General features: G+C 67.4%; 17 protein-coding genes. 13 read left to right on the plus strand and 4 right to left on the minus strand.

Features of this window, described 5'->3' with window-relative positions; translation table 11 throughout:
- Together ACT4N8_RS10655 and ACT4N8_RS10660 are read left to right on the plus strand one after the other, a co-directional pair.
- On the plus strand, nucleotides 1-494 hold a 494-nt coding region (locus ACT4N8_RS10655; protein ID WP_444858104.1), incomplete at its 5' end, for an NnrS family protein.
- 82 nt (nucleotides 495-576) lie between these two features.
- On the plus strand, nucleotides 577-2,781 hold the full coding sequence (locus ACT4N8_RS10660; RefSeq protein WP_444858105.1) for an adenosylcobalamin-dependent ribonucleoside-diphosphate reductase: 2,205 nt from the start codon (nucleotides 577-579) through the stop codon (nucleotides 2,779-2,781).
- Between the two features lie 6 nt (nucleotides 2,782-2,787).
- Here the strand turns inward: ACT4N8_RS10660 and hemN are convergent, their stop codons facing one another.
- A complete protein-coding gene (hemN, locus tag ACT4N8_RS10665) occupies nucleotides 2,788-4,134 on the minus strand; it encodes an oxygen-independent coproporphyrinogen III oxidase (protein ID WP_444858106.1) in 1,347 nt (448 codons plus the stop codon).
- A gap of 117 nt (nucleotides 4,135-4,251) precedes the next feature.
- Between hemN and moaA the strand changes: the two genes are divergently transcribed.
- On the plus strand, nucleotides 4,252-5,259 hold the full coding sequence (gene moaA, locus ACT4N8_RS10670; RefSeq protein WP_444858107.1) for a GTP 3',8-cyclase MoaA: 1,008 nt from the start codon (nucleotides 4,252-4,254) through the stop codon (nucleotides 5,257-5,259).
- A gap of 211 nt (nucleotides 5,260-5,470) precedes the next feature.
- On the plus strand, nucleotides 5,471-6,502 hold the full coding sequence (locus ACT4N8_RS10675; RefSeq protein ID WP_444858108.1) for an alpha/beta fold hydrolase: 1,032 nt from the start codon (nucleotides 5,471-5,473) through the stop codon (nucleotides 6,500-6,502).
- On the opposite strand, the gene ACT4N8_RS10680 is transcribed toward ACT4N8_RS10675, so the two are convergent.
- Entirely contained in the window at nucleotides 6,462-6,821 is a 360-nt protein-coding gene (locus ACT4N8_RS10680; RefSeq protein ID WP_444858109.1) for a carboxymuconolactone decarboxylase family protein, read from the minus strand. The genes ACT4N8_RS10675 and ACT4N8_RS10680 overlap by 41 nt on opposite strands.
- A 110-nt stretch (nucleotides 6,822-6,931) precedes the next feature.
- Here ACT4N8_RS10680 and ACT4N8_RS10685 point away from each other — a divergent pair, with 110 nt between their 5' ends.
- The 8 genes from ACT4N8_RS10685 to ACT4N8_RS10720 all read left to right on the plus strand — a co-directional run bounded on the left by ACT4N8_RS10685 (nucleotide 6,932) and on the right by ACT4N8_RS10720 (nucleotide 17,572).
- Complete coding sequence (locus ACT4N8_RS10685) at nucleotides 6,932-8,317, plus strand: MFS transporter (RefSeq protein ID WP_444858110.1); 1,386 nt, start codon at nucleotides 6,932-6,934, stop codon at nucleotides 8,315-8,317.
- A gap of 6 nt (nucleotides 8,318-8,323) precedes the next feature.
- Nucleotides 8,324-9,700: a NarK family nitrate/nitrite MFS transporter gene (locus tag ACT4N8_RS10690; protein WP_444858111.1), complete on the plus strand. Its 1,377-nt coding sequence runs from the start codon at nucleotides 8,324-8,326 to the stop codon at nucleotides 9,698-9,700.
- A gap of 145 nt (nucleotides 9,701-9,845) precedes the next feature.
- Nucleotides 9,846-13,556 carry a nitrate reductase subunit alpha gene (locus tag ACT4N8_RS10695; RefSeq protein ID WP_444858112.1) on the plus strand — a complete coding sequence of 1,237 codons (3,711 nt, stop codon included), beginning with the start codon at nucleotides 9,846-9,848 and terminating at the stop codon, nucleotides 13,554-13,556.
- 11 nt (nucleotides 13,557-13,567) lie between these two features.
- On the plus strand, nucleotides 13,568-15,106 hold the full coding sequence (gene narH / locus ACT4N8_RS10700) for a nitrate reductase subunit beta (protein ID WP_444858113.1): 1,539 nt from the start codon (nucleotides 13,568-13,570) through the stop codon (nucleotides 15,104-15,106).
- A complete protein-coding gene (gene narJ, locus ACT4N8_RS10705; protein WP_444858114.1) occupies nucleotides 15,103-15,759 on the plus strand; it encodes a nitrate reductase molybdenum cofactor assembly chaperone in 657 nt (218 codons plus the stop codon). Before narH ends, narJ begins: the two co-directional genes overlap by 4 nt.
- Nucleotides 15,760-15,762: 3 nt before the next feature.
- The gene (gene narI / locus ACT4N8_RS10710; RefSeq protein WP_444858115.1) at nucleotides 15,763-16,542 is read left to right on the plus strand and encodes a respiratory nitrate reductase subunit gamma; all 780 of its coding nucleotides are present in this window, start codon (nucleotides 15,763-15,765) and stop codon (nucleotides 16,540-16,542) included.
- Complete coding sequence (locus tag ACT4N8_RS10715) at nucleotides 16,542-17,282, plus strand: peptidylprolyl isomerase (protein ID WP_444858116.1); 741 nt, start codon at nucleotides 16,542-16,544, stop codon at nucleotides 17,280-17,282. The genes narI and ACT4N8_RS10715 overlap by 1 nt, the downstream gene beginning before the upstream one ends.
- A gap of 2 nt (nucleotides 17,283-17,284) precedes the next feature.
- Nucleotides 17,285-17,572, plus strand: coding sequence for a hypothetical protein (locus ACT4N8_RS10720; protein ID WP_444858117.1), 288 nt, complete (start codon nucleotides 17,285-17,287; stop codon nucleotides 17,570-17,572).
- Between the two features lie 2 nt (nucleotides 17,573-17,574).
- On the opposite strand, the gene ACT4N8_RS10725 is transcribed toward ACT4N8_RS10720, so the two are convergent.
- Entirely contained in the window at nucleotides 17,575-18,063 is a 489-nt protein-coding gene (locus ACT4N8_RS10725) for a hypothetical protein (RefSeq protein WP_444858118.1), read from the minus strand.
- 116 nt (nucleotides 18,064-18,179) lie between these two features.
- Between ACT4N8_RS10725 and ACT4N8_RS10730 the strand changes: the two genes are divergently transcribed.
- Nucleotides 18,180-18,920, plus strand: coding sequence for a Crp/Fnr family transcriptional regulator (locus ACT4N8_RS10730; protein WP_444858119.1), 741 nt, complete (start codon nucleotides 18,180-18,182; stop codon nucleotides 18,918-18,920).
- A 57-nt stretch (nucleotides 18,921-18,977) separates the two neighbouring features.
- Here ACT4N8_RS10730 and ACT4N8_RS10735 read toward each other — a convergent pair whose 3' ends face one another.
- On the minus strand, nucleotides 18,978-20,336 hold the full coding sequence (locus tag ACT4N8_RS10735) for an alginate export family protein (RefSeq protein ID WP_444858120.1): 1,359 nt from the start codon (nucleotides 20,334-20,336) through the stop codon (nucleotides 18,978-18,980).
- Between the last annotated feature and the right edge of the window lie 195 nt (nucleotides 20,337-20,531).

Below are 20,531 nucleotides of genomic sequence, written 5' to 3' on the forward strand. Positions count from 1 at the left end.
GCTGGATCCTGCTTGACGAGACCCGGCTCGCCGGCGCGCTGCTCGTCGGCGCCGGCCTTCTCCAGGCGCGGAGGCTGGCGCGCTGGCGCGGCCTGCGCGCCGCGCGCGACCCGCTCGTCCTGATCCTGCATATCGGCTATTCTTGGCTGCCGGTCGGGCTGCTGCTGCTCGGCGCCGCCGCGCTCGGGGCACCAGTGTCCCGCTCGGCCGCCATCCACGCGTTCACCGCTGGAGCGATGGGCACGATGATCCTGGCCGTGATGACGCGCGCGAGTCTCGGCCATACCGGCCGACCGCTCGCGGCGAACGCCCAGACCGTCTTCCTCTACGCGCTGGTCACGCTCGGCGCCGTGCTGCGCGTCGCCTCGCCGCTCGGGTTCGTCGACTACAGGATCGGCATGGAGCTCTCCGCCCTCGCCTGGGCCGGCGCCTTTCTCGTCTTCCTCGGCGTCTACGGCCCGATCCTGTTTCAGCCGAGACTCGGCGAGGGGTGAAATCGGCGAGCACAATGCGCTGGATCAATTCGGACGATCTGGTGGTGGCTTAGCCTCGCACCCACAAGATAAAGGGGGCGCCATGTTGTTCGAGGTCGCGATCGCGGAGGAGATCTGGACCGCCAAATATCGCTTTGCGCCGGCCCAGAGCGAGGGCGATGCGAGCTTCGCCGAGACGGCTGCGCGGGTCTCGGCCGCGATCGCCGAGGCCGAGGCGCCGGAATCGCGCGAGGCGTGGCGCGCGCGCTTCCACGAGGCGATCGCGGATTTCCGCTTCATCCCCGCCGGGCGCATTCTCGCCGGCGCCGGCACCGGACGTACCGTCACCCTGTTCAACTGCTTCGTCATGGGGACGATCCCGGACAGCCTCGGCGGCATTTTCGAGCATCTCAAGGAAGCGGCGCTGACCATGCAGCAGGGCGGCGGCGTCGGCATGGATTTCTCCACGATCCGCCCGCTGGGGAGCGAAGTGCGCGGCGTCGGCGCCGACGCCTCGGGGCCGCTCTCCTTCATGGATTGCTGGGACGCGATGTGCCGAACCGTCCATTCCGCCGGGCAGCGGCGCGGCGCGATGCTGGGCTGCCTCAGGATCGACCATCCCGACATCGAGGCCTTCATCGACGCCAAGCGGGATCCGACCCGGCTTAGAAACTTCAACATTTCGGTGCTGGTCACCGACGCCTTCATGGCCGCGCTCGGCACCGACGCCGAGTGGCCGCTCGTCTTCGCCGGCCAGGTGCACCGCAAAGTCCGCGCCCGCGACCTGTGGGACCGGCTGATGAGCGCCACCTACGACTGCGCCGAGCCCGGCGTGATCTTCGTCGACCGCGTCAACCAGATGAACAACCTCGCGCATTGCGAGACGATCAGCGCGAGCAATCCGTGCGGCGAGCAGATGCTGCCGCCGTACGGCGCCTGCCTGCTGGGCTCGATCAACCTCGCCCGGCTGATCGAACGGCCGTTCGCGCCCGACGCGGCGCTGGACGAGGAAGCGCTCGCCGAGCTCACCCGCACGGCGGTCAGGATGCTGGACAACGTAATCGACATCTCGCGCTACCCGCTGCCGCAGCAGGAAGCGGAGGCGAAGGCGAAGCGCCGCATCGGTCTCGGCATCACCGGCCTCGCCGACGCCTTGCTGTTCTGCGGCGCCGCCTACGGGAGCGGCGAGGCGGTCGCGCTGACCCGGCGTTGGCTCGAGACGATCAAGCGCGAGGCCTATCGCGCGTCGGCGCGGCTCGGCGAGGAGAAGGGACCGTTCCCCTGCTACGATCCGGCGATGCTGGAGCGGCCCAACCTCGAGTCGCTGGACGAGGAGACGCGCGCGCTGATCGCGGCGCATGGCCTCAGGAACGGCTGCCTCACCTCGATCGCGCCGACCGGCACCACCTCGCTGCTCGCCGGCAACGTCTCTTCCGGCATCGAGCCGGTCTTCGCCTATTCCTATCGGCGCCGCATCCGCCAAGGAGACGGTTCGACCCGTGAGGAGCCGGTGGAGGATTATGCGATGCGCGTCTGGCGGCAGGAAAAGGGCGACGTGCCGCCGCCGGCGGAGCTGTTCGTCAGCGCCCAGACGCTCAAGCCTTCCGACCACCTCACCATGCAGGCGGCGGCGCAGGCGCTGGTCGACAGCTCGATCTCAAAGACGGTGAACTGCCCGGAGGATATCGGCTTCGAGGATTTCGCCGACATCTACGTCGAAGGCTATCATCTCGGCTGCAAGGGCCTCACCACCTATCGCCCCAATGCGGTGACCGGATCGGTGCTGCAGCTGGCCGAGAATCCGAAGCCCGAGCCCGAGGCGGCACTGGCGCCACGGGCGGAGGCGCTAAACGGCGCGACCTACAAGCTCAAATGGCCGGACAGCGCCCATGCCGTCTACGTGACGATCAACGATCTGGATGGCCCGGGCGGCAGGCGGCCGTTCGAGATCTTCATCAACTCGAAGAATATGGAGCACTATGCTTGGACGCTGGGCGTCACCCGGATGATCTCGGCGGTGTTCCGGCGCGGCGGCGACGTCTCCTTCGTGGCCGAGGAGCTGAAGGCGGTGTTCGATCCACGCGGCGGCGCCTGGATGCAGGGCAAGTATGTGCCGTCGCTGCTCGCGGCGGTCGGCGGCATCATCGAGCGGCACATGGGCCTCGGCCAGGCGGAGCTGCCGCTCGAGGTGGCGGGTGCGGCGGCGGCAGCGCCCCGCGCCTGCTGCCCGCAATGCGGCGCGGCGGCGCTGATCAAGGTCGAAGGCTGCAACAATTGCCTCGACTGCGGCTATTCGAAGTGCGGCTGAGCGTCGTCAGACCGCTTTGGCGTGGCGGCCATCGCCAACCTGAAGGTGCCGGTCGAACGCCGCGGCGACTGCCCGCATCAGCGGCCGCGCCTCGGGCCTGACCCGGATCGTGAAGCCGATCCGCTCGATCAGGGCATCGTCGAGCAGCGGCTGGAGCTCGGCCGAGTCCAGCAGCGCGTTCGGGTCGGTTCCGAAGGCTGCGCAGACCGATGCCAGATCGACCTGCTGTTCGCACATCAGCCGCTCGATCACCGCCGCGCGCAGCCGGTCGTCGGCGTCGACCGCATAGCCACGGCTCACCGGCAGCCGGCCCTCGCGGACCCTCTTCTCATATTCCGAGATGAGCACGACATTCTGGACATAGCCCTGCGGCAGCCGCCCGATCGAGGAGGAGCCGAGCCCGATCAGCGCCTCGCACGGGTCGGTGGTGTAGCCCTGGAAATTGCGGTGCAGCGCGCCCGCCCCGGCGCAGCACGCCAGCGGGTCCGACGGACGGGCATAATGGTCGAGGCCGATCTCTATATAGCCGGCCCTGGTGAGGGCGTCGCCGATGATCCGCGCCTGCTCCCAGCGCGCCGCGCCGCCGGGCAGGAGCGTGCTGTCGATCCGGCGCTGATGAAGCTTGAAGCTCGGCACATGGGCATAGCCGAACACGGCCAGCCGGTCCGGCTCGAGCCGCAGCGCCTGCTCGATCGTGTCGAGACAGGAGCCGAGCGTCTGGCGCGGCAGGCCGTAGATCAGGTCGAAATTGATGCCTACGATACCGGCGCGGCGCAGCCCGGCGACCGCCGCCGCGACCGTCTCTAGGCTCTGGACTCGGTTGATCGCCTGCTGGACCTCGGGATCAAAGCTCTGGACGCCGACGCTGGCCCGGTTGACGCCGCTCTCGGCGAGGGCTGCGACCATCTCCCCGCTCAGCGTTCGCGGGTCGATCTCGATCGCGACCTCGGCATCGTCGGCAATGTCGAATCGCCGCCGCAGCAACGCAGTGAGCGCGAACTGGTTGGGCTGCATCTGCGTCGGCGAGCCGCCGCCGAAATGGAGATGGCGGACGGTCATCCGGTCGGGCAGCGCCTCGGCCGCCAGTGCGATCTCCCGCGACAAGGCATCGAGGTAGCGCGTCACCGGCGCCTCGCGCGCTGTCACCGTCGTATGGCAGCCGCAATACCAGCACATCGAGCGGCAGAAGGGGACGTGCAGATAGAGCGACAGCGCGGTGTCGGGATCGATGCCCGCCAGCCAGGCGCGATAGTCCGCCTCGCCCACCGCTCCCGAGAAATGGGGCGCGGTCGGGTAGCTGGTGTAGCGCGGCAGATTGCGGTCGCCGTAGCGCTGGACGATTTCCGGCTTCATCCGCCGGCCATAGCGCGCGCGGCGGCCGGGCCGTTGATCCAGATCATCCCGCGCGCGGAACCGATCCCTAGGTAGCGGCCTTGTTCACCCAAGCGCGAAGGCCTAGCCATTTTGCTCATGCAACCCGCCGCCCACGCAGGACGCGACCTGGTCGACCGGTTCGGCCGCCAAATCAGCTATGTGCGCCTGTCGGTCACCGACCGCTGCGACCTGCGCTGCCGCTATTGCATGGCGGAAAAGATGCAGTTCCTGCCGCGGCGCGACCTGCTGAGCTTCGAGGAGATCGCGACGCTTGCCGACCTGTTCATCGCGCGCGGCGTCCGGCGAATTCGGCTGACCGGCGGCGAACCGCTCGTCCGGCGCGACGTCGGCCGGCTCGTGCGGATGCTGGGCGAACGCATCGGCCGCGGCCTCGAAGAGCTGACGCTGACCACCAACGGCACCCAGCTCGCGCGCTTCGCCGCATTGCTTCACGAGGCGGGCGTCCGCCGAGTGAACGTCAGCCTCGACAGCCGCGATCCGGAGCGGTTCCGCTACATCACCCGGCGCGGCGACCTTGCCCCGGTGCTGCACGGCATCGAAGCGGCCGCCGTCGCCGGGCTCGCGGTCAAAATCAACATGGTGGCGCTGCGCGGGCTCAACGAGGACGAGATCGCGCCGATGCTCGGCTGGTGCGCCGAACGAGGCCACGACCTCACCCTCATCGAGACGATGCCGTTGGGCGAGGTCGAGGAGGACCGCACCTGCCATTATCTCCCGCTTGATCGCGTCCGGCGGCGGCTCGAGGAAAGGTTCGAGCTCGTGCCGTCCTTGCGGCGCACCGGCGGCCCGGCCCGCTATTGGGAGGTCGTCGGCACCCGCATCCGGCTCGGCCTGATCACGCCGCTGACCGGCAATTTCTGCGCCGGCTGCAACCGCATCCGGGTCGCGGCGACCGGCACCGTCTACGGCTGCCTCGGGCACGATCAGAAGGTCGAGCTGCGCGACCTGCTGCGCAATGGCGGCCCGGGCGCGGTCGACGCCGCGCTGGACCGCCTCGTCGCCGGCAAGCCCGAGGGTCACGATTTCAGGATCGAAGCGGCGCGCCCGGCGGTCGAGCGCCACATGAGCGTCACCGGCGGCTGAGCGCGGCCGCAGGATTGATCTGGATCACCGCGCGCGGCGATCGGGCGCCTAATGCTCGGATCACAGCGAACGCAGCTCCCCATCCTGGCTTCGCTGACGTCCCAGCCCCGGCCGATCGCTCGGCCGGGGCTCTTCCTTGCGCCGCTTCCACGGCCGGCGCCTCGGCAGAATTACGTAGCGCGGCCAGAGCGGCGCGGCGGTAGGATCGGCCATGGTTTCGCACCGCAAGCTCTCTCGCCGGGAAGCGATCGGCGCCATCGCCGCCGCGTCGGTGCTGCTGGGAATGGGATTTGGCGTTCACACCTTCTCCGGCTCGCTGGAGGCCTCGCGCCGGCGCGTTTCGGGCAGGAGCAGCGTGATCGCCAGCCGCTTCGGCGCGCTTGAGTTCGCCGTCGCCGGCAGCGGCCAGCCGTTGATGATGATCCACGGCACCGGCGGCGGCTTCGACCAGGGGCTGAGCTTCGCCGCCCGACTGGCGGCGCGCGGGCACCGCATCCTCGCGCCATCCCGGTTCGGCTATTTGCGCAGCGATTTCCCCGCCGATCCCTCCTCGGCCAATCAGGCCGACGCGCTGGTCGAGCTGCTGGACCGGCTGGGCATCGACAGGCTGCCCGTGGCCGGTGGCTCCGCCGGCGCGTTGTCGGCCGCCCAGCTGGCGCTCCGCCATCCCAACCGCTGTTCCGGGCTGATCCTGCTGGTCCCGGCAGCCAATGTCAGCGGGCGCGATCCCGTCGAGATGAGCGCGTTCCAGGAACTCATGGTCGAAGGCGTGCTCAATTCCGATTTTCTCTATTGGGCGGCGCTAAATGCCGTGCCCGGCCGGCTCGTTGGCACTCTCCTCGCCACCGATCCCGCACTGCTCGCGCGGGTAAGCCCCGAGGAGCGGCGCCGCGCCTATCGCATCCTCGAGGAGATCATGCCGATCAGCGCGCGCGTGCGTGGCCTGCGCAATGACGCGCTGCTCGCGGGCAGCCCCGCGCGGATGGACTTTTCCGCCAGTCGCGTCCCGACTCTGGTGGTCTCGGCGGAGGACGACCGATTCGGAACCGCCGCCACCGCGCGGGAGATCGCTCGCGCGATACCCGATGCGCGGCTGGTCCTGTACCGGAGCGGCGGCCACATATGGCTCGGCCACGACGCGGACGTGGCCGAGGCGATCGACCAATTCGTCGGCGCGCTTCCGCGCCAGCCTGCCGGGATCCCTAGGCCGACTCCCGGCCCGTCGCGCGAGTCACATCCTTGACCCAGGTGAGGCCCCGGATCGCCTGCGGCCAGCCGAGGGTGGTGACCGCCAGGAAGGCGACATGCTCGAGCTCTTCGGCGCTGAATCCTTCCGACAGCGCCCGCCTACAATGGGAATGGGTCGCGCCTTCGGAATCGGCGCCGATCGCCAGCGCGATGTTCACCAGCCGCCGCGCGCGCTCGTCGAGCGGTCCCGCCGCGCCGGTCGCCTCGCCGAGCGCCTGAAAGGCGCGCCACAGCTCGGGCTTCTCCCGGGCGACCTGGCCCGCCGTGCCGGGAAGCTCCACCCGCGGATTGTCGCTGATGTCGCTGGGATCCATCTCGCTTCTCCTCGTCACCGCCCGCGGCCCCTCCTGTAGCGGACATGTGATTCAGATCAACGCCCTGGCGCCCGCCCGCTGGAAAGGGAGCCTCGATAGCGGAGCCTTGTATGAATCACCTGTCGAACGTCACCGAGGGCCAGCGGCGCCATGCGCTCGCCACGACCACGATCGCCTTCACCACCTGTTTCGCGATCTGGACGATCTTTTCGATCATCGGCGTCCAGATCCAGCGCGACCTCGACCTCACCGACACGCAATTCGGCCTGCTGGTCGGCATGCCGATCCTGACCGGATCGCTGTCGCGGCTGATCCTCGGCATCTGGGCCGACCAGTTCGGCGGGCGGATCGTCAATACGATCGTGATGCTGACCGCCGCAGTGGCGACCTTCCTGCTGTCCTACGCGACCACCTACGGCGAATTCCTGATCGCCGCGCTCGGCGTCGGCATGGCCGGCGGCTGTTTCTCGGTCGGGGTTGCCTACGTCTCGCGCTGGTATCCCAGGGAGCGGCAGGGCACCGCGCTCGGCATCTTCGGCATGGGCAATGTCGGCTCGGCGGTGACCAAGTTCACCGCGCCCTTCGTCATGGTCGCCTATGGCTGGACGACGGTGGCCCAGGTCTGGGCGCTGGTCCTGGCCGCGATGGCGTTCGTCTTCTACGCGATCACCAAAGACGATCCCGTGCTCGTCGAGCAGCGCCGCACCGGCGAGAAGCCGCAATCGGCGGCGATGCAGCTCCAGCCGCTGCTGAAGCTCCAGGTCTGGCGCTTCTCGCTCTATTACTTCTTCGTGTTCGGCGCATTCGTCGCGCTCGCGTTGTGGCTGCCGCGCTATTATGTCGGCGTCTACGGTCTATCGATCACCACGGCCGGGATGCTCGCCGCGGCCTATTCGATCCCGGGCAGCGTCTTCCGCGCCGTCGGCGGCTGGATGTCGGACAAATGGGGCGCGCGGACGGTCATGTATTGGACGTTCGGCGTCTCGATCGCCTGCACCTTCCTATTGAGCTATCCAACGACCCATTACGTCGTCGAAGGAATCGACGGCCCGATCGCCTTCACGCTGGCGATGGGCGTGCTACCCTTCACCATCCTGACCTTCATCCTCGGCTTCTTCATGAGCCTCGGTAAGGCGGCGGTCTACAAGCACATCCCCGTCTACTACCCCGACAATGTTGGATCGGTCGGTGGCCTCGTCGGCATGATCGGCGGCCTCGGCGGCTTCCTCCTGCCGATCGCCTTCGGAATGATGAACGACCTCACCGGCATCTGGACGAGTTGCTTCATGCTGCTCTTCGTCCTCGTCGCCGGCGCGATGGCCTGGATGCACTTCGCCGTCCTCCGCATGGAGCGCAAGGCGCACCCCGAACTCAAGGAACTGCCCGAGCTGCCGGAGATGCACGGCCTCGGCGCCGACCCCGCCGCCACGCGCGTCCCTGGCATCAACACCCGGCGGCGTCGGCCGCGCCCCACCACCCTCGTTCCCGCGGAGTAAGTAAGGATGGCCACGCTTCCCTATCCCGTCTCGGCGCCGGTCATCGCCGACTGGCGCCCTGAAGACAAAGCCTTCTGGGACAATGGCGGCGCCCGCATCGCCAACCGCAACCTCCTGATCTCGATCCCGGCGCTGACCCTGTCGTTCGCCGTGTGGATGGTATGGTCCGTGGTCGTGGCGAAGCTCCCCCTCATCGGCTTTGCCTACAGCACGGATCAGCTGTTCTGGCTGGCGGCCCTGCCTGGCCTATCGGGTGCCACCTTGCGCATCTTCTACAGCTTCACCGTGCCGATCTTCGGCGGCCGGCGCTGGACCGCGATCAGCACCGCCTCGCTACTCCTGCCCGCGCTCGGCATCGGCTTTGCCGTGCAGGATCCCGAGACGCCTTACTGGGCCTTCCTTGTGCTAGCGCTGCTCTGCGGCTTCGGCGGCGGCAATTTCGCTTCGTCGATGGCGCACATCAGCTTCTTCTATCCCAAGGCGAAGAAGGGCAATGCGCTCGCGGTCAACGCCGGCCTCGGCAATCTCGGCGTCAGCCTGATGCAGTTCGTCGTGCCGCTCATCATCACCGCCAGCGTGTTCGGCGCGATCGGCGGCGAAGGGCGCGCGGCGACGAGCGGCGATCTGCTGTTCCTGCAGAATGCCGGCTTCGTGTGGGTGCCGTTCATCCTTGCGGCGGCGATTGCAGCCTGGTTCGGGATGAACGACCTCGCCACTGCAAAGGCCTCGTTCGCCGAGCAAGCGGTGATCTTCAAGCGCAAGCACAACTGGATCATGTGCCTGCTCTATACCGGCACGTTCGGCTCGTTCATCGGCTTCTCGGCGGGCTTCCCGCTGCTGGCGCAGAGCCAGTTCCCGGAAGTGAACGTGCTCGCATACGCCTTTCTGGGGCCGCTGGTCAGCGCGCTCGCCCGCGCCGGCACCGGCTGGGTGTCCGACCTTTACGGCGGCGCGCGCGTCACCCTCGCGGTGTTCGCGACCATGATCGTCGCGGCGCTGGGGGTGGTCTGGTTCCTTCAGGCCGGGAGCTGGTGGGGCTTCTTCGCGATGTTCATGGTCGTCTTCTTCGCCACCGGCGTCGGCAATGCCTCGACCTTCCAGATGGTCCCGGCGATCATGCGCAAGGAGGTGGCACGGCTGATGCCCGATCTCGAGGCCGAGGCCCGGACTCGCCACGCCGAGAAGGAGTCGGCGGCGATCATCGGCTTCACCTCGGCGATCGCGGCCTATGGCGCCTTCTTCATTCCGAAGGCGTTCGGCACCTCGATCGCGTTGACCGGTGGGCCGGTGGCGGCGCTCTACGTCTTCGCCGGCTTCTACGTCGCGTGCATGGCGATCACCTGGTTCTGCTACGTCCGCAAGGGCTCGCCGACCCGCTGCTGACGGGCGGGCTCAGGTGCCGGTCTCAGGGATACTCCTTATATCGAACCGCCGGGAAGCCGGCCAAATCCAGCCGCGTGATGAAGATCAACGGCCCGCGCCACGAAGCGCCTAGGCCGGGCCCGCAACCATTGTCCCGAGGACCGGAATGAGCCATTTTCTCGACCGCCTGACCTTTCTCAGGAAGAATGTCGGCACGTTCTCCAACGGCCATGGTGTCGTTACCGGCGAGGATCGCTCGTGGGAGGACGGCTATCGCGGCCGCTGGAGCCACGACAAGGTCGTGCGCTCGACGCACGGCGTGAACTGCACCGGCTCCTGCTCGTGGAAAATCTACGTCAAGGACGGGATCGTCACGTGGGAGACGCAGCAGACCGATTATCCGCGCACCCGGCCGGGCCTGCCCAATCACGAGCCGCGCGGCTGCGCCCGCGGCGCCAGCTACAGCTGGTATCTCTACAGCGCCAACCGCGTGAAGCACCCGATGATCCGCAAGAAGCTGGTCAAGCTCTGGCGGAGCGTGCGCGCCGAATGCGCCGACCCGGTCGAGGCGTGGCGGAAGATCGTCGAGACGCCCAAGCTCGCCGAGAAGTACAAGCGCGCTCGCGGCATGGGCGGCTTCGTCCGCGTCACCTGGGAGGAGGCGAACGAGATCATCGCCGCCGCCAACGTCTACACGGTCAAGGAATATGGCCCGGACCGCGTCGCCGGCTTCTCGCCGATCCCCGCCATGTCGATGGTCAGTTACGCCGCCGGCGCACGTTATCTCTCGCTGATCGGCGGCGTCTGCCTCAGCTTCTACGACTGGTATTGCGACCTGCCGGCCTCATCCCCACAGACTTGGGGCGAGCAGACCGACGTGCCGGAAAGCGCCGACTGGTACAACTCGACCTTCCTGATGCTGTGGGGCTCGAACGTCCCGCAGACGCGCACCCCGGACGCCCATTTCTACACCGAGGTGCGGTACAAGGGCGCCAAGTCCGTCGTCGTCTGCCCGGATTATTCCGAGGCCGCCAAGTTCGCCGACCTGTGGATGGCTCCCAAGCAGGGCACCGACAGCGCTCTCGCCATGGCGATGGGCCATGTCATCCTGAAGGAATTCCACGTCGATCGGCAGGCGGCCTATTTCCAGGACTATTGCCGCCGCTATTCCGACATGCCGATGCTCGTGCGCCTCGTGAAGCGCGGGGACGGCTATGTTCCGGAGCGCTTCGTGCGCGCTTCCGATTTCGACGGCGCGCTCGACGAGGCGGTCAATCCGGAATGGAAGACCGTCGCGCTCGACGAAATATCGGGCGAGTTCGTCACGCCGCTGGGCTCGATCGGCTTCCGCTGGGGCGACAAGGGCAAATGGAACCTCGAGACTCGCGAAGGCGCGGGCCGTCCGGCGCAGCTGGCGATGAGCCTCGCCGACACGCGCGACAACGTCGCCGCGGTCGACTTCCCCTATTTCGGCTCAGGCCCGCAAAGCCCGTATTTCACCTCGACCGAGCATGGCGACGCGCTCCGCCGCAATGTTCCGGTCAGGAAGCTACAGCTGAACGACGGGGAGGCGCTCGTCGCCACCGTTCATGATCTCATCGTCGCCCATTACGGCGTCGATCGCGGCTTCGGCGGCGACGTCGCACGCTCCTATGACGACGACGTGCCCAACACGCCGGCCTGGGCGGAGCGGGTGACGGGCGTGCCGCGCGACCAGATCGTCGCCACGGCGCGCGATTTCGCGACCAATGCCGAGAAGACCGAGGGCAAGTCGATGGTCATCCTCGGCGCCGGCATCAACCACTGGTACCACATGGACATGATCTACCGGGGGATCATCAATCTCCTGGTGTTCTGCGGCTGCGTCGGCAAATCGGGCGGCGGCTGGTCGCATTATGTCGGCCAGGAGAAGCTGCGGCCGCAGACCGGCTGGACTCCGCTCGCCTTCGCGCTCGACTGGCATCGGCCGCCGCGGCACATGAACTCGACCAGCTTCTGGTACGCCCACACCGACCAGTGGCGCTACGAGAAGCTCGGCATAAGCGAGATCCTGTCCCCGACAGCGACTGACGCAATGACCGGCACGATGATCGACTTCAATGTCCGCGCCGAGCGGATGGGCTGGCTGCCGAGCGCGCCGCAGCTCGAAACCAATCCGCTTGAGCTGGGCCGCACCCTCAAGGGCGAGGCCGCCGGCGCGAAGGTCGCGCGCGAGCTCAAGTCCGGCGATCTCAAGCTGTCCTGCGAGGACCCGGACAATCCCCGGAACTTCCCGCGCAACCTGTTCGTCTGGCGCTCGAACCTCCTGGGCTCGAGCGGCAAGGGCCACGAATATTTCCTGAAGCATTTGCTCGGCACGCAGCACGGCGTCCAGGGCAAGGATCTCGGCGAGGAAGGCGAGCAGCGGCCCGAGGAGGTCGTGTTCCGCGACGAGGCGCCCGAGGGCAAGCTCGACCTGCTCGTGGCGATCGACTTTCGCATGTCGACCACCTGCGTCTATGCCGACATCGTCCTTCCGACCGCCACCTGGTACGAGAAGAACGACCTCAACACGTCAGACATGCACCCCTTCATCCACCCGCTCTCGAAGGCGGTGGACCCGGCCTGGGGCGCGCGCAGCGACTGGGATATCTTCAAGGGTATCGCCGAGCGGTTCTCCGCGCTGACCGAAGGCCATCTCGGCACCGAGACCGACGTCGTGCTCGTTCCGCTGCAGCACGACACGCCGGGCGAGCTGGGCCAGCCGTTCGAGCCCAGGGACTGGAAGAAGGGCGAATGCGAGCCGCTCCCGGGCAAGACCATGCCGGGCGTGGTCGCGGTCGAGCGCGACTATCCCGACACCTACCGCAAGTTCACCTCGCTGGGGCCATTGCTCAAGAAGCTCGGCAATGGCGGCAAGGGCATTTCATGGAACACGGACCATGAGGTCGACTTCCTTGCCACCCTGAACGGCGCCACCGACGACGGGCTGGCGAAGATCGAAAGCGATATAGATGCCTGCGAGGTCGTGCTCAGCCTGGCGCCAGAAACCAACGGCGAGGTGGCGGTGAAAGCCTGGGAGGCGCTCAGCGAGTTCACCGGCCGCCAGCACGCCCATCTCGCCCTCCCCCGCGAGGACGAGAAGATCCGCTTTCGCGACGTCCAGGCGCAGCCGAGGAAGATCATCTCCTCGCCGACCTGGTCGGGCATCGAGAGCGAGAAGGTCAGCTACAATGCCGGCTGGACCAACGTTAACGAGCTGATCCCGTGGCGGACGCTCACCGGCCGCCAGCAGCTCTACCAGGACCATCCCTGGATGCGCGCCTTCGGCGAGGGCTTCACCACCTACAAGCCGCCGATCGACACCAAGGCGATCGAGCCGGTGCTCGGCAAGAAGGGCAACGGCAATGGCGAGCTGGTGCTGAACTTCATCACACCGCACCAGAAATGGGGCATCCACTCCACCTATTCGGACAACCTCCTGATGCTGACGCTCAATCGCGGCGGTCCGGTGGTCTGGATCAGCGAGGAGGATGCGAAGCGCGCCGGCATCGTCGACAACGACTGGGTCGAGGCGTTCAATCTGAACGGCGCGCTCACCGCGCGGGCCGTGGTCAGCCAGCGCGTGCCGTCGGGCATGTGCATGATGTACCACGCCCAGGAGAAGATCGTGAACACGCCGGGGTCGGAGATCACCGGCGCCCGCGGCGGCATCCACAATTCGGTGACTCGGGCGATCACCAAGCCGACGCACATGATCGGCGGCTACGCCCAGCAGAGCTACGGCTTCAACTATTACGGAACGGTCGGTTCCAACCGCGACGAGTTCGTCGTGCTGCGGAAGATGGCGAAGGTCGACTGGATGGACGAGCCCGCCTCGCCGCCGGCGGCCGCCTGAGGAGTAAGACAATGAAAGTGCGCGCTCAGGTCGCGATGGTCCTGAACCTCGACAAGTGCATCGGCTGCCACACCTGCTCGGTCACCTGCAAGAATGTGTGGACCAGCCGCGAAGGCGTCGAATATGCCTGGTTCAACAACGTCGAGACCAAGCCCGGCATCGGCTTTCCCAAGGAATGGGAGAACCAGAAGAAGTGGAAGGGCGGCTGGCGGCGCAAGGCCGACGGCTCGATCGAGCCGCGGATCGGCGGCAAGTGGCGCGTGCTCGCCAACATCTTCGCCAATCCGGACCTGCCCGAGAGCGACGATTATTACGAGCCTTTCACCTTCGATTACGACCATCTCCAGTCGGCGCCAGAGATGAAGACGTTCCCCACCGCGCGGCCGCGCTCGGCGATCACCGGCGAGCGGATGGAGAAGATCGAATGGGGCCCGAACTGGGAGGAGATCCTGGGCGGCGAGTTCGACAAGCGCTCGAAGGACACGAACTTCGCCGACATCGAAAAGGAGATTTACGGCCAGTTCGAGAAGACCTTCATGTTCTACCTGCCGCGGCTGTGCGAGCATTGCCTCAACCCGACCTGCGTCGCCGCCTGCCCGTCGGGATCGATCTACAAGCGGGAGGAGGACGGCATCGTCCTGATCGATCAGGACAAATGCCGCGGCTGGCGGATGTGCATCTCCGGCTGCCCTTACAAGAAGATCTACTACAACTGGAAATCGGGCAAGGCCGAGAAGTGCATCTTCTGCTACCCGCGCATCGAGAGCGGCCAGCCGACCGTATGCTCGGAAACCTGCGTCGGTCGGATCCGCTATCTCGGCGTGATCCTGTACGACGCCGATCGGATCGAGGAGATGGCCTCGACCGAGGATGAGCAGGACCTCTACGAGAAGCAGCTCGAAATCTTTCTCGATCCCAACGACCCCGAAATTGCCGCCCAGGCGAAGCGCGACGGCATCCAGGACAGCTGGATCGAGGCGGCGAAGCTCTCCCCGATCTGGAAGATGGCGATGGAGTGGAAGATCGCCTTCCCGCTCCACCCCGAATATCGCACCCTGCCAATGGTCTGGTACGTGCCGCCGCTGTCCCCAATCCAGCACGTCGCCGAGCGCGGCCATATCGGCTTCGACGGCGAGATCCCGGACGTCGCCAGCCTGCGGGTGCCGGTCAAGTATCTCGCCAACCTCCTGACCGCCGGCAAGGAGGCGCCGGTCGTCGACGCGCTGCGCAAGATGTTCGCGATGCGCATCTTCATGCGCGACCGCGAGGTCGAAGGGCAGGTCAATCTCGGCGTACTTGAGGAGGCCGGTCTGACCTGGGCCCAGGTCGAGGAGATGTACCGCTATCTCGCCATCGCCGACTATGAGGACCGCTTCGTCATCCCGACCGCGCACCGCGAGGTCAGCGAGCATGCCTATGAAATGAAGGGCGGCTGCGGCTTCTCATTCGGCAATGGGTGCAGCGGCGGCGGCCGCACCGAGACCAGCCTGTTCGGCTCGCCCAAGAAGCCCGGCCACGTCCCGATACCCGGCAAAAGGAGAGCGGCATGATCACGTTCAAGGCGCTGGGCGCGCTGCTCGACTATCCCACCGCCGAGCTGGGGCAGGCCCTTCCCGAGATCCAGCAGGCGCTCGCCGAGGAGAGGGTGCTCGACGCGGCGGCGATGGACGGCGTCAAGACCGTCATCGCGCGGCTCGACGCGGGCGACCTGCTGGACCTGCAGGAACAGTGGGTCGGCCAGTTCGACCGCTCCAAGCGACTCGCGCTCCACCTCTACGAGCACAGCCACGGCGAATCGCGCGACCGCGGCCAGGCTATGGTCAACCTCGCGCTGGCCTACCGCATGTACGGCTTCGAGCTCGCCTCGTCGGAAACGCCGGACTATCTGCCACTCTTCCTCGAGTTCCTCAGCCAAGTGCCAGACAAGGTGGCGCTTCACCACCTCGCCGACGCGACCGAGATATTGGAAGCGCTGCGCGTCCGACTCGCGGAGCGGGAATCTACTTATGCCCCGCTGCTGACGGCCCTTGTATCGCTTTGCCGTCGCTCGGCGGACGAGGAAGTGGTCGAGGCGATCCTGGCCGGCGAGCCTGGGGATCCCGAGGACCTCGAGGCGCTCGACCGCGAATGGGCCGAGGAGCCCGTGACATTTTCACCCGGCGCCGCCCTCGGTAACTGCGCCTACGGCAGGGCGGGAGCCTGAACGATGCAAAGCTACGTCCATCACCTGCTCTTCGGCATCTACCCGTACGTCGCGCTCGCTATATTCTTCATCGGCAGCCTGCTGCGCTTCGAAACCGATCAATATGGCTGGCGCTCGAAGTCGAGCCAGTTCCTGCGGCGCAGGCAGCTCGTCTGGGGCTCGATCCTCTTCCATCTCGGGATTCTCGGGCTGCTCGCCGGCCACGCGGTCGGCCTGCTGACGCCGATCGCCATTTTCGACGCGATCGGCATCGGCCACGGATTCAAGCAGATGACCGCGATCGTCGCGGGCGGCCTGTTCGGCACGGTCTGCTTCGTCGGCCTGACCATGCTGCTGCATCGCCGGCTGTTCGATCCGCGCATCCGCAAGACCTCGAGCGCGAGCGACATCGCCGTGCTGGTCATCCTCTGGACGCAGCTGGTGCTCGGCATGCTCACCATTCCTTTCTCGCTCGCCCATCCGGACGGCGAGGAAATGGTGCGGTTCATGAGTTGGGCGCAGGGCATCGTCACGTTCCAAAGCGGAGCGGCCGCTCACATCGAAGGCGTGCCGATCGTGTTTCTGCTGCACATCTTCCTCGGCCTCACCATCCTGGTCGTCTTTCCGTTCACCCGCCTGGTCCATGTCTGGAGCGCACCAATCGGCTATGTCGTCCGCCGCTATCAGGTGGTGCGCACCCGGCGGCGGAGCGAGGTCGATCCGGCCGACGTGCTGCCGCCGGTCTACGCCGCGCGCACGATCGCGCTGCCGAGCCCGCCGCCACCGGTGCGAAGGGCAGCCTGATGATCAGTGTCAACGGGACGGTCATCGACGAGGAGACGGTCGGCCGCGAGCTGCAATACCATCCAGGCGGCAGCCGCGAGGAGGCCGCGCGCCGGGCCGCCACCGCCCTGGTGCTGCGCGAGCTGCTCGCCGAGCGCGCCGCCGCGCTCGGACTGCATTGCGACGAGGATTTCGAGGCGTTGCTGGAGCGCGAGGTGACGGTGCCCGAACCCTCCGAGGAGGAAATCGCTCGCTATTACCGGCGCAACTGGATCCGCTTCCGCACCCCGCCGCTCTATGAGGCCGCCCATATCTTCTTTCCGGCGCAGCCCGGGGACGACGCGGCGCGCGCCGAGGCGAAGGCGCGGGCGGAGGCGGTTCGCGCGGAGCTTGCCAAGGCGCCACAACGTTTCACGGAGCTTGCCCGAGTCCATTCGAAATGCGCGTCGGGAGCCGAAGGCGGATCGCTGGGACAGGTCAGCCGCGGCGATACCAATCCGGAGGTCGAGCGCCGTCTCGACGCGATGGAGCCGGGCGCGACCGAATGCGTGGCCTCGCGCCACGGCTGGCACGTGCTGCGCCTGGACCGGCGCGAACGCGGCCGCGAGCTGCCGCTCGACCAGGTCCGCGGCCAGATCGCCTCCTATCTCAGGGAAGCGGTCCGCCGGCGCGCGGTCAGTCAATATCTGCGGCTGTTGCTCGCGGGCGCGAAGATCGAAGGCCTCGAGCTGAGCGCCGCCGACAGCCTGCTGGTCCAGTAAAGATGCTGCTCGGCGCCCTCATCAAGCAGGCGATGCGCGCCCAGGGGCCGTTCGCCGCCGAGATCGGGATGCGCGATCCGGAACTGGCGACGCGGCTGTACGCGGAAGCGGCGCGGATCGGGCTCGATCGGCGCGGCTTCGTCGCCGACACGGTGAGCCGTTTCATGTCCGCCGAGGACAGCGAGAGCTGGACGACGATCGTGAGCGCCATTCAGCGCTCCGACGATCCGGGCGCGGCCTTTCTCGAAACGGTGATGCGGCTGCGCCTCAGCCACACTTGCGCGCCTTAGGGTCAGACGACCTCGGCCAGCGGCGCGTGGCGGTCCGCTTCCGCCTGCGTCAGGGCTTTCCTGAAGCAGACCGAATCCAGGGTGAAGCCGAGCGCGGACCACCCTTCCGACTTCGCGCCGACCGGATCGGAATAGCCGCGGCTCGGCATAACGACCGCGAGGCTGTCGCAATGCTTTTCGCGCGCGAGTTGCTCGAGCGCCTCGCACAGTGCCACGCGCACGGGCGATGTTCGGCCGAGCTCGAAGGTGACGATCATGTCGACGCGCAACGACCGCCCATAGCGCAGGCTGTCGTCGCGGCAATAGGCGGCGATGCCGTGCAGGGTGGAGCCCGCCGCGAACGCCGCGAGCACGCCGCCATCGGCCCAGCGCAGCCAGCCGGCATAGTCCCGCCACTGCGCCGGGCCGACGTTGGGCGCGGCGGCCCGCACCAAGGGATAGGCTTCGTTCAGCCGGTCGTCGTCGAGATGGGTGACGGTGAACTGGGTCATGGCGCTCGACCGCCCTCGCACGGCGGCACCCTCAGACTAAGGAACACTCCTTATCCTTCATTGAGCCAGATCATCTTATCCGTTGACCCAGATCAACGAAGACGAGCGAGACAGCCATGCTTGCCCCCGCCCTGCGCCACGACGAACCGCTTCCAACCGGCCATCCCTGCCTCGGCTGCGCGGTGCGCCGCACCGCCGTCTGTGGCGTGCTCGGCTGCGACGAACTGGCGCAGATGCGCCGGCTCGGCTGGACCTTGCAGCTGCGCACCGGCCAGCCCCTGTTCCACGAGGGCGATGCCGCCAATCGCGTGTTCACCCTGACGCGCGGCTCGCTCAAGCTCTATCGGCTGCTGCCCGATGGGCGGCGCCAGGTCACCGGCTTCATGTTTCCCGGCGACTTCCTCGGCATCGCCGTCGACGAGGAGCATGCCTTTACCGTCGAAGCGCTCGAGGACAGCCAGTTGTGCTGGTTCCCGCGCGGCCGTTTCGGCGAATTCACGGAAGACCATCCGGGGATGGAGCGCGAGCTTTACCGCATGGCGGCGCACGAGCTCGCCGCCGCACAGGCGCAGATGGTTCTGCTCGGCCGCAAGTCCGCCGGGGAGCGCCTCGCCTCCTTCTTCCTGGCGCTCCTCGGGCGCGCGGAACGCGAGACTGGCAGTGAGGAGCGATTCATCGAGCTCCCGATGGGCCGCGCCGACATCGCCGATTATCTCGGTCTGACCAAGGAAACGGTGAGCCGGGTGCTGGCGGTGCTCAAGAACCAGCGCCTCGTCCGCCTCGCCGCGCTCGACCGCATCGAGGTGCTCGACCGCGATGGATTGACCGCGCTCGCCGAAGGAATGACCGAACACTAGCGCCGCCTGTGTCGCCGCGCGGGCGCTGGCCGCCGATCATAGGCTGTCCAGGGCCGCCTAGAAGCGCAGCGTCGCGCTCGCCATGACGAAGTCGGCGCTGCGGCCACCCGCCCGCAAGATCGCCGCGCCGGCGCTGTGGTGGAGATAATAGGCCCGCAACGCGAGGTTGCGGTTGAGCTGGAAATTGGCATCGAGCGTCCACGCCTGGCCGATTTCCCGCGCGCGATTGACGCGCGTCGCGGCAAGCGGCGCGCTCGGGCCGAGATAGACGGCGTCCTCGACATCCTCGCGCCATTTGAGCTGGACTCCGGCCTGCAGAATCAGCCGCGAATCCGGCTGGATCCGTATGTTCGGTCTCAACGCGACGAGATTGGTCCAGCTCGTGAGGTTGGCCTCGTTGTGATAGGGGCCGCTCGGGAAGAGCGGGTGAAAGCCATGCCGCTCCCCGTCATTGGGATCGCCGTCGCCCGAGCCGGCGTCGAAGCGCAGCCCGAGACGCGGCCTGAGCGGCGTTTCGGCAAGACTGTAGCCGAGATCGGCGGAGGCCGCCCAAGCGTTCACACCCTCGCCGGTCTGCCATACGCCTTCCGCATCCCAGTCGAAGCGGCCCCCAGTACCCGACCAGCGCAACCCGAGACTGTGGCGGCGCTCGCGGCCGATGCCGGGCAGGTTCTCGCGGTCGAGGACGAACCAGTAGGCGTCCAGCGACTGCGCGGAACGAGGCCCGAGCCGGTGCGAGGCGTAGAAGCCCCAGAACAGCTGGTCGCGGTTGGCGCTGTTGTCGAAGCTGCCGCGCTCGAGCGTCACCGGCCGGGTCGCGAAGGCCTCGAGCCGCAGCGGCCCGCGGCTGTAGGTGACGCGGCCGCCATCGAAATTCTGGCGCACATTGGTGCCGTCGCGGAACGAGACGAAGCGCTGAAGCGGATTGAACATCATCTCTTGTCGTCCCAGCCGGGCGGTCAGTCCCTCGACCGGTCGCAGCTCGAGAATCAGCTGCTGCACGTCGAGATGATCCTCGTCGGGCGCCCCGAGCTGTCGCTTGCCGAATGCTTCGTGCGCGCCGAGCTGGGCGAAGACGCGGACATGATCGCCGAGCCTCAAGTCGGCGTGGAGCAGCAGGCGCTGGAGCAGGTAGCGGTCCTCCCGGCCGCCGGCGAGGCCGAAGCGCGACGCATCGAACAGCTCGACCCGTTCGCGCAGCTCGCCGCCGAGCGACAGGAAGCTGTCGCCATCATCGTCCAGGAGAATGAACTTGTAGGCGTCGGACCAGTCGCCGCGGCGGGAGGGATCGCGAAGATGGAAGTAATCCTCGGCGGTGCGGTCGGGCCGGAAGGGAGGCGGTGCCGGCGTCTGCGCCGCCGCCGTCGCGGCGAATGCCGCCGTCGCGATCCCAATCAGCCATTTCGTGCACCGCATGATGTTTGTCCCGCTCCGATAGGGCGGGACTAGAAGGCGCGGCGGCGGCGGGTTGTGATCTGGCTCAAAGATCGGGCAGACCCGGACGGCGCAGGGGAAGGCCATGGACGCGACGCATTTGATCTGGATCGCGCTGCTGATGGGCGTCGCGGCGGCGCTCTATTCGTCGGTCGGCCATGGCGGCGCCTCGGCCTA

Origin of the sequence: Sphingosinicella sp. (genome assembly GCF_052387495.1) — a bacterium.
GTDB lineage: Bacteria > Pseudomonadota > Alphaproteobacteria > Sphingomonadales > Sphingomonadaceae > Allosphingosinicella.

Excerpts from the sequence above, each read along its gene's own strand:
- hemN (WP_444858106.1), bottom strand. The coding sequence starts at position 4,134 with ATGAAGCCGGAAATCGTCCAGCGCTACGGCGACCGCAATCTGCCGCGC.
- ACT4N8_RS10695 (WP_444858112.1), top strand. The coding sequence starts at position 9,846 with ATGAGCCATTTTCTCGACCGCCTGACCTTTCTCAGGAAGAATGTCGGC.
- ACT4N8_RS10730 (WP_444858119.1), top strand. The coding sequence starts at position 18,180 with ATGCTTGCCCCCGCCCTGCGCCACGACGAACCGCTTCCAACCGGCCAT.
- narH (WP_444858113.1), top strand. The coding sequence starts at position 13,568 with ATGAAAGTGCGCGCTCAGGTCGCGATGGTCCTGAACCTCGACAAGTGC.
- narI (WP_444858115.1), top strand. The coding sequence starts at position 15,763 with ATGCAAAGCTACGTCCATCACCTGCTCTTCGGCATCTACCCGTACGTC.
- ACT4N8_RS10675 (WP_444858108.1), top strand. The coding sequence starts at position 5,471 with ATGGTTTCGCACCGCAAGCTCTCTCGCCGGGAAGCGATCGGCGCCATC.
- ACT4N8_RS10660 (WP_444858105.1), top strand. The coding sequence starts at position 577 with ATGTTGTTCGAGGTCGCGATCGCGGAGGAGATCTGGACCGCCAAATAT.
- ACT4N8_RS10690 (WP_444858111.1), top strand. The coding sequence starts at position 8,324 with ATGGCCACGCTTCCCTATCCCGTCTCGGCGCCGGTCATCGCCGACTGG.
- ACT4N8_RS10720 (WP_444858117.1), top strand. The coding sequence starts at position 17,285 with ATGCTGCTCGGCGCCCTCATCAAGCAGGCGATGCGCGCCCAGGGGCCG.
- narJ (WP_444858114.1), top strand. The coding sequence starts at position 15,103 with ATGATCACGTTCAAGGCGCTGGGCGCGCTGCTCGACTATCCCACCGCC.
- ACT4N8_RS10685 (WP_444858110.1), top strand. The coding sequence starts at position 6,932 with ATGAATCACCTGTCGAACGTCACCGAGGGCCAGCGGCGCCATGCGCTC.
- ACT4N8_RS10715 (WP_444858116.1), top strand. The coding sequence starts at position 16,542 with ATGATCAGTGTCAACGGGACGGTCATCGACGAGGAGACGGTCGGCCGC.
- moaA (WP_444858107.1), top strand. The coding sequence starts at position 4,252 with ATGCAACCCGCCGCCCACGCAGGACGCGACCTGGTCGACCGGTTCGGC.
- ACT4N8_RS10735 (WP_444858120.1), bottom strand. The coding sequence starts at position 20,336 with ATGCGGTGCACGAAATGGCTGATTGGGATCGCGACGGCGGCATTCGCC.
- ACT4N8_RS10725 (WP_444858118.1), bottom strand. The coding sequence starts at position 18,063 with ATGACCCAGTTCACCGTCACCCATCTCGACGACGACCGGCTGAACGAA.
- ACT4N8_RS10680 (WP_444858109.1), bottom strand. The coding sequence starts at position 6,821 with ATGGATCCCAGCGACATCAGCGACAATCCGCGGGTGGAGCTTCCCGGC.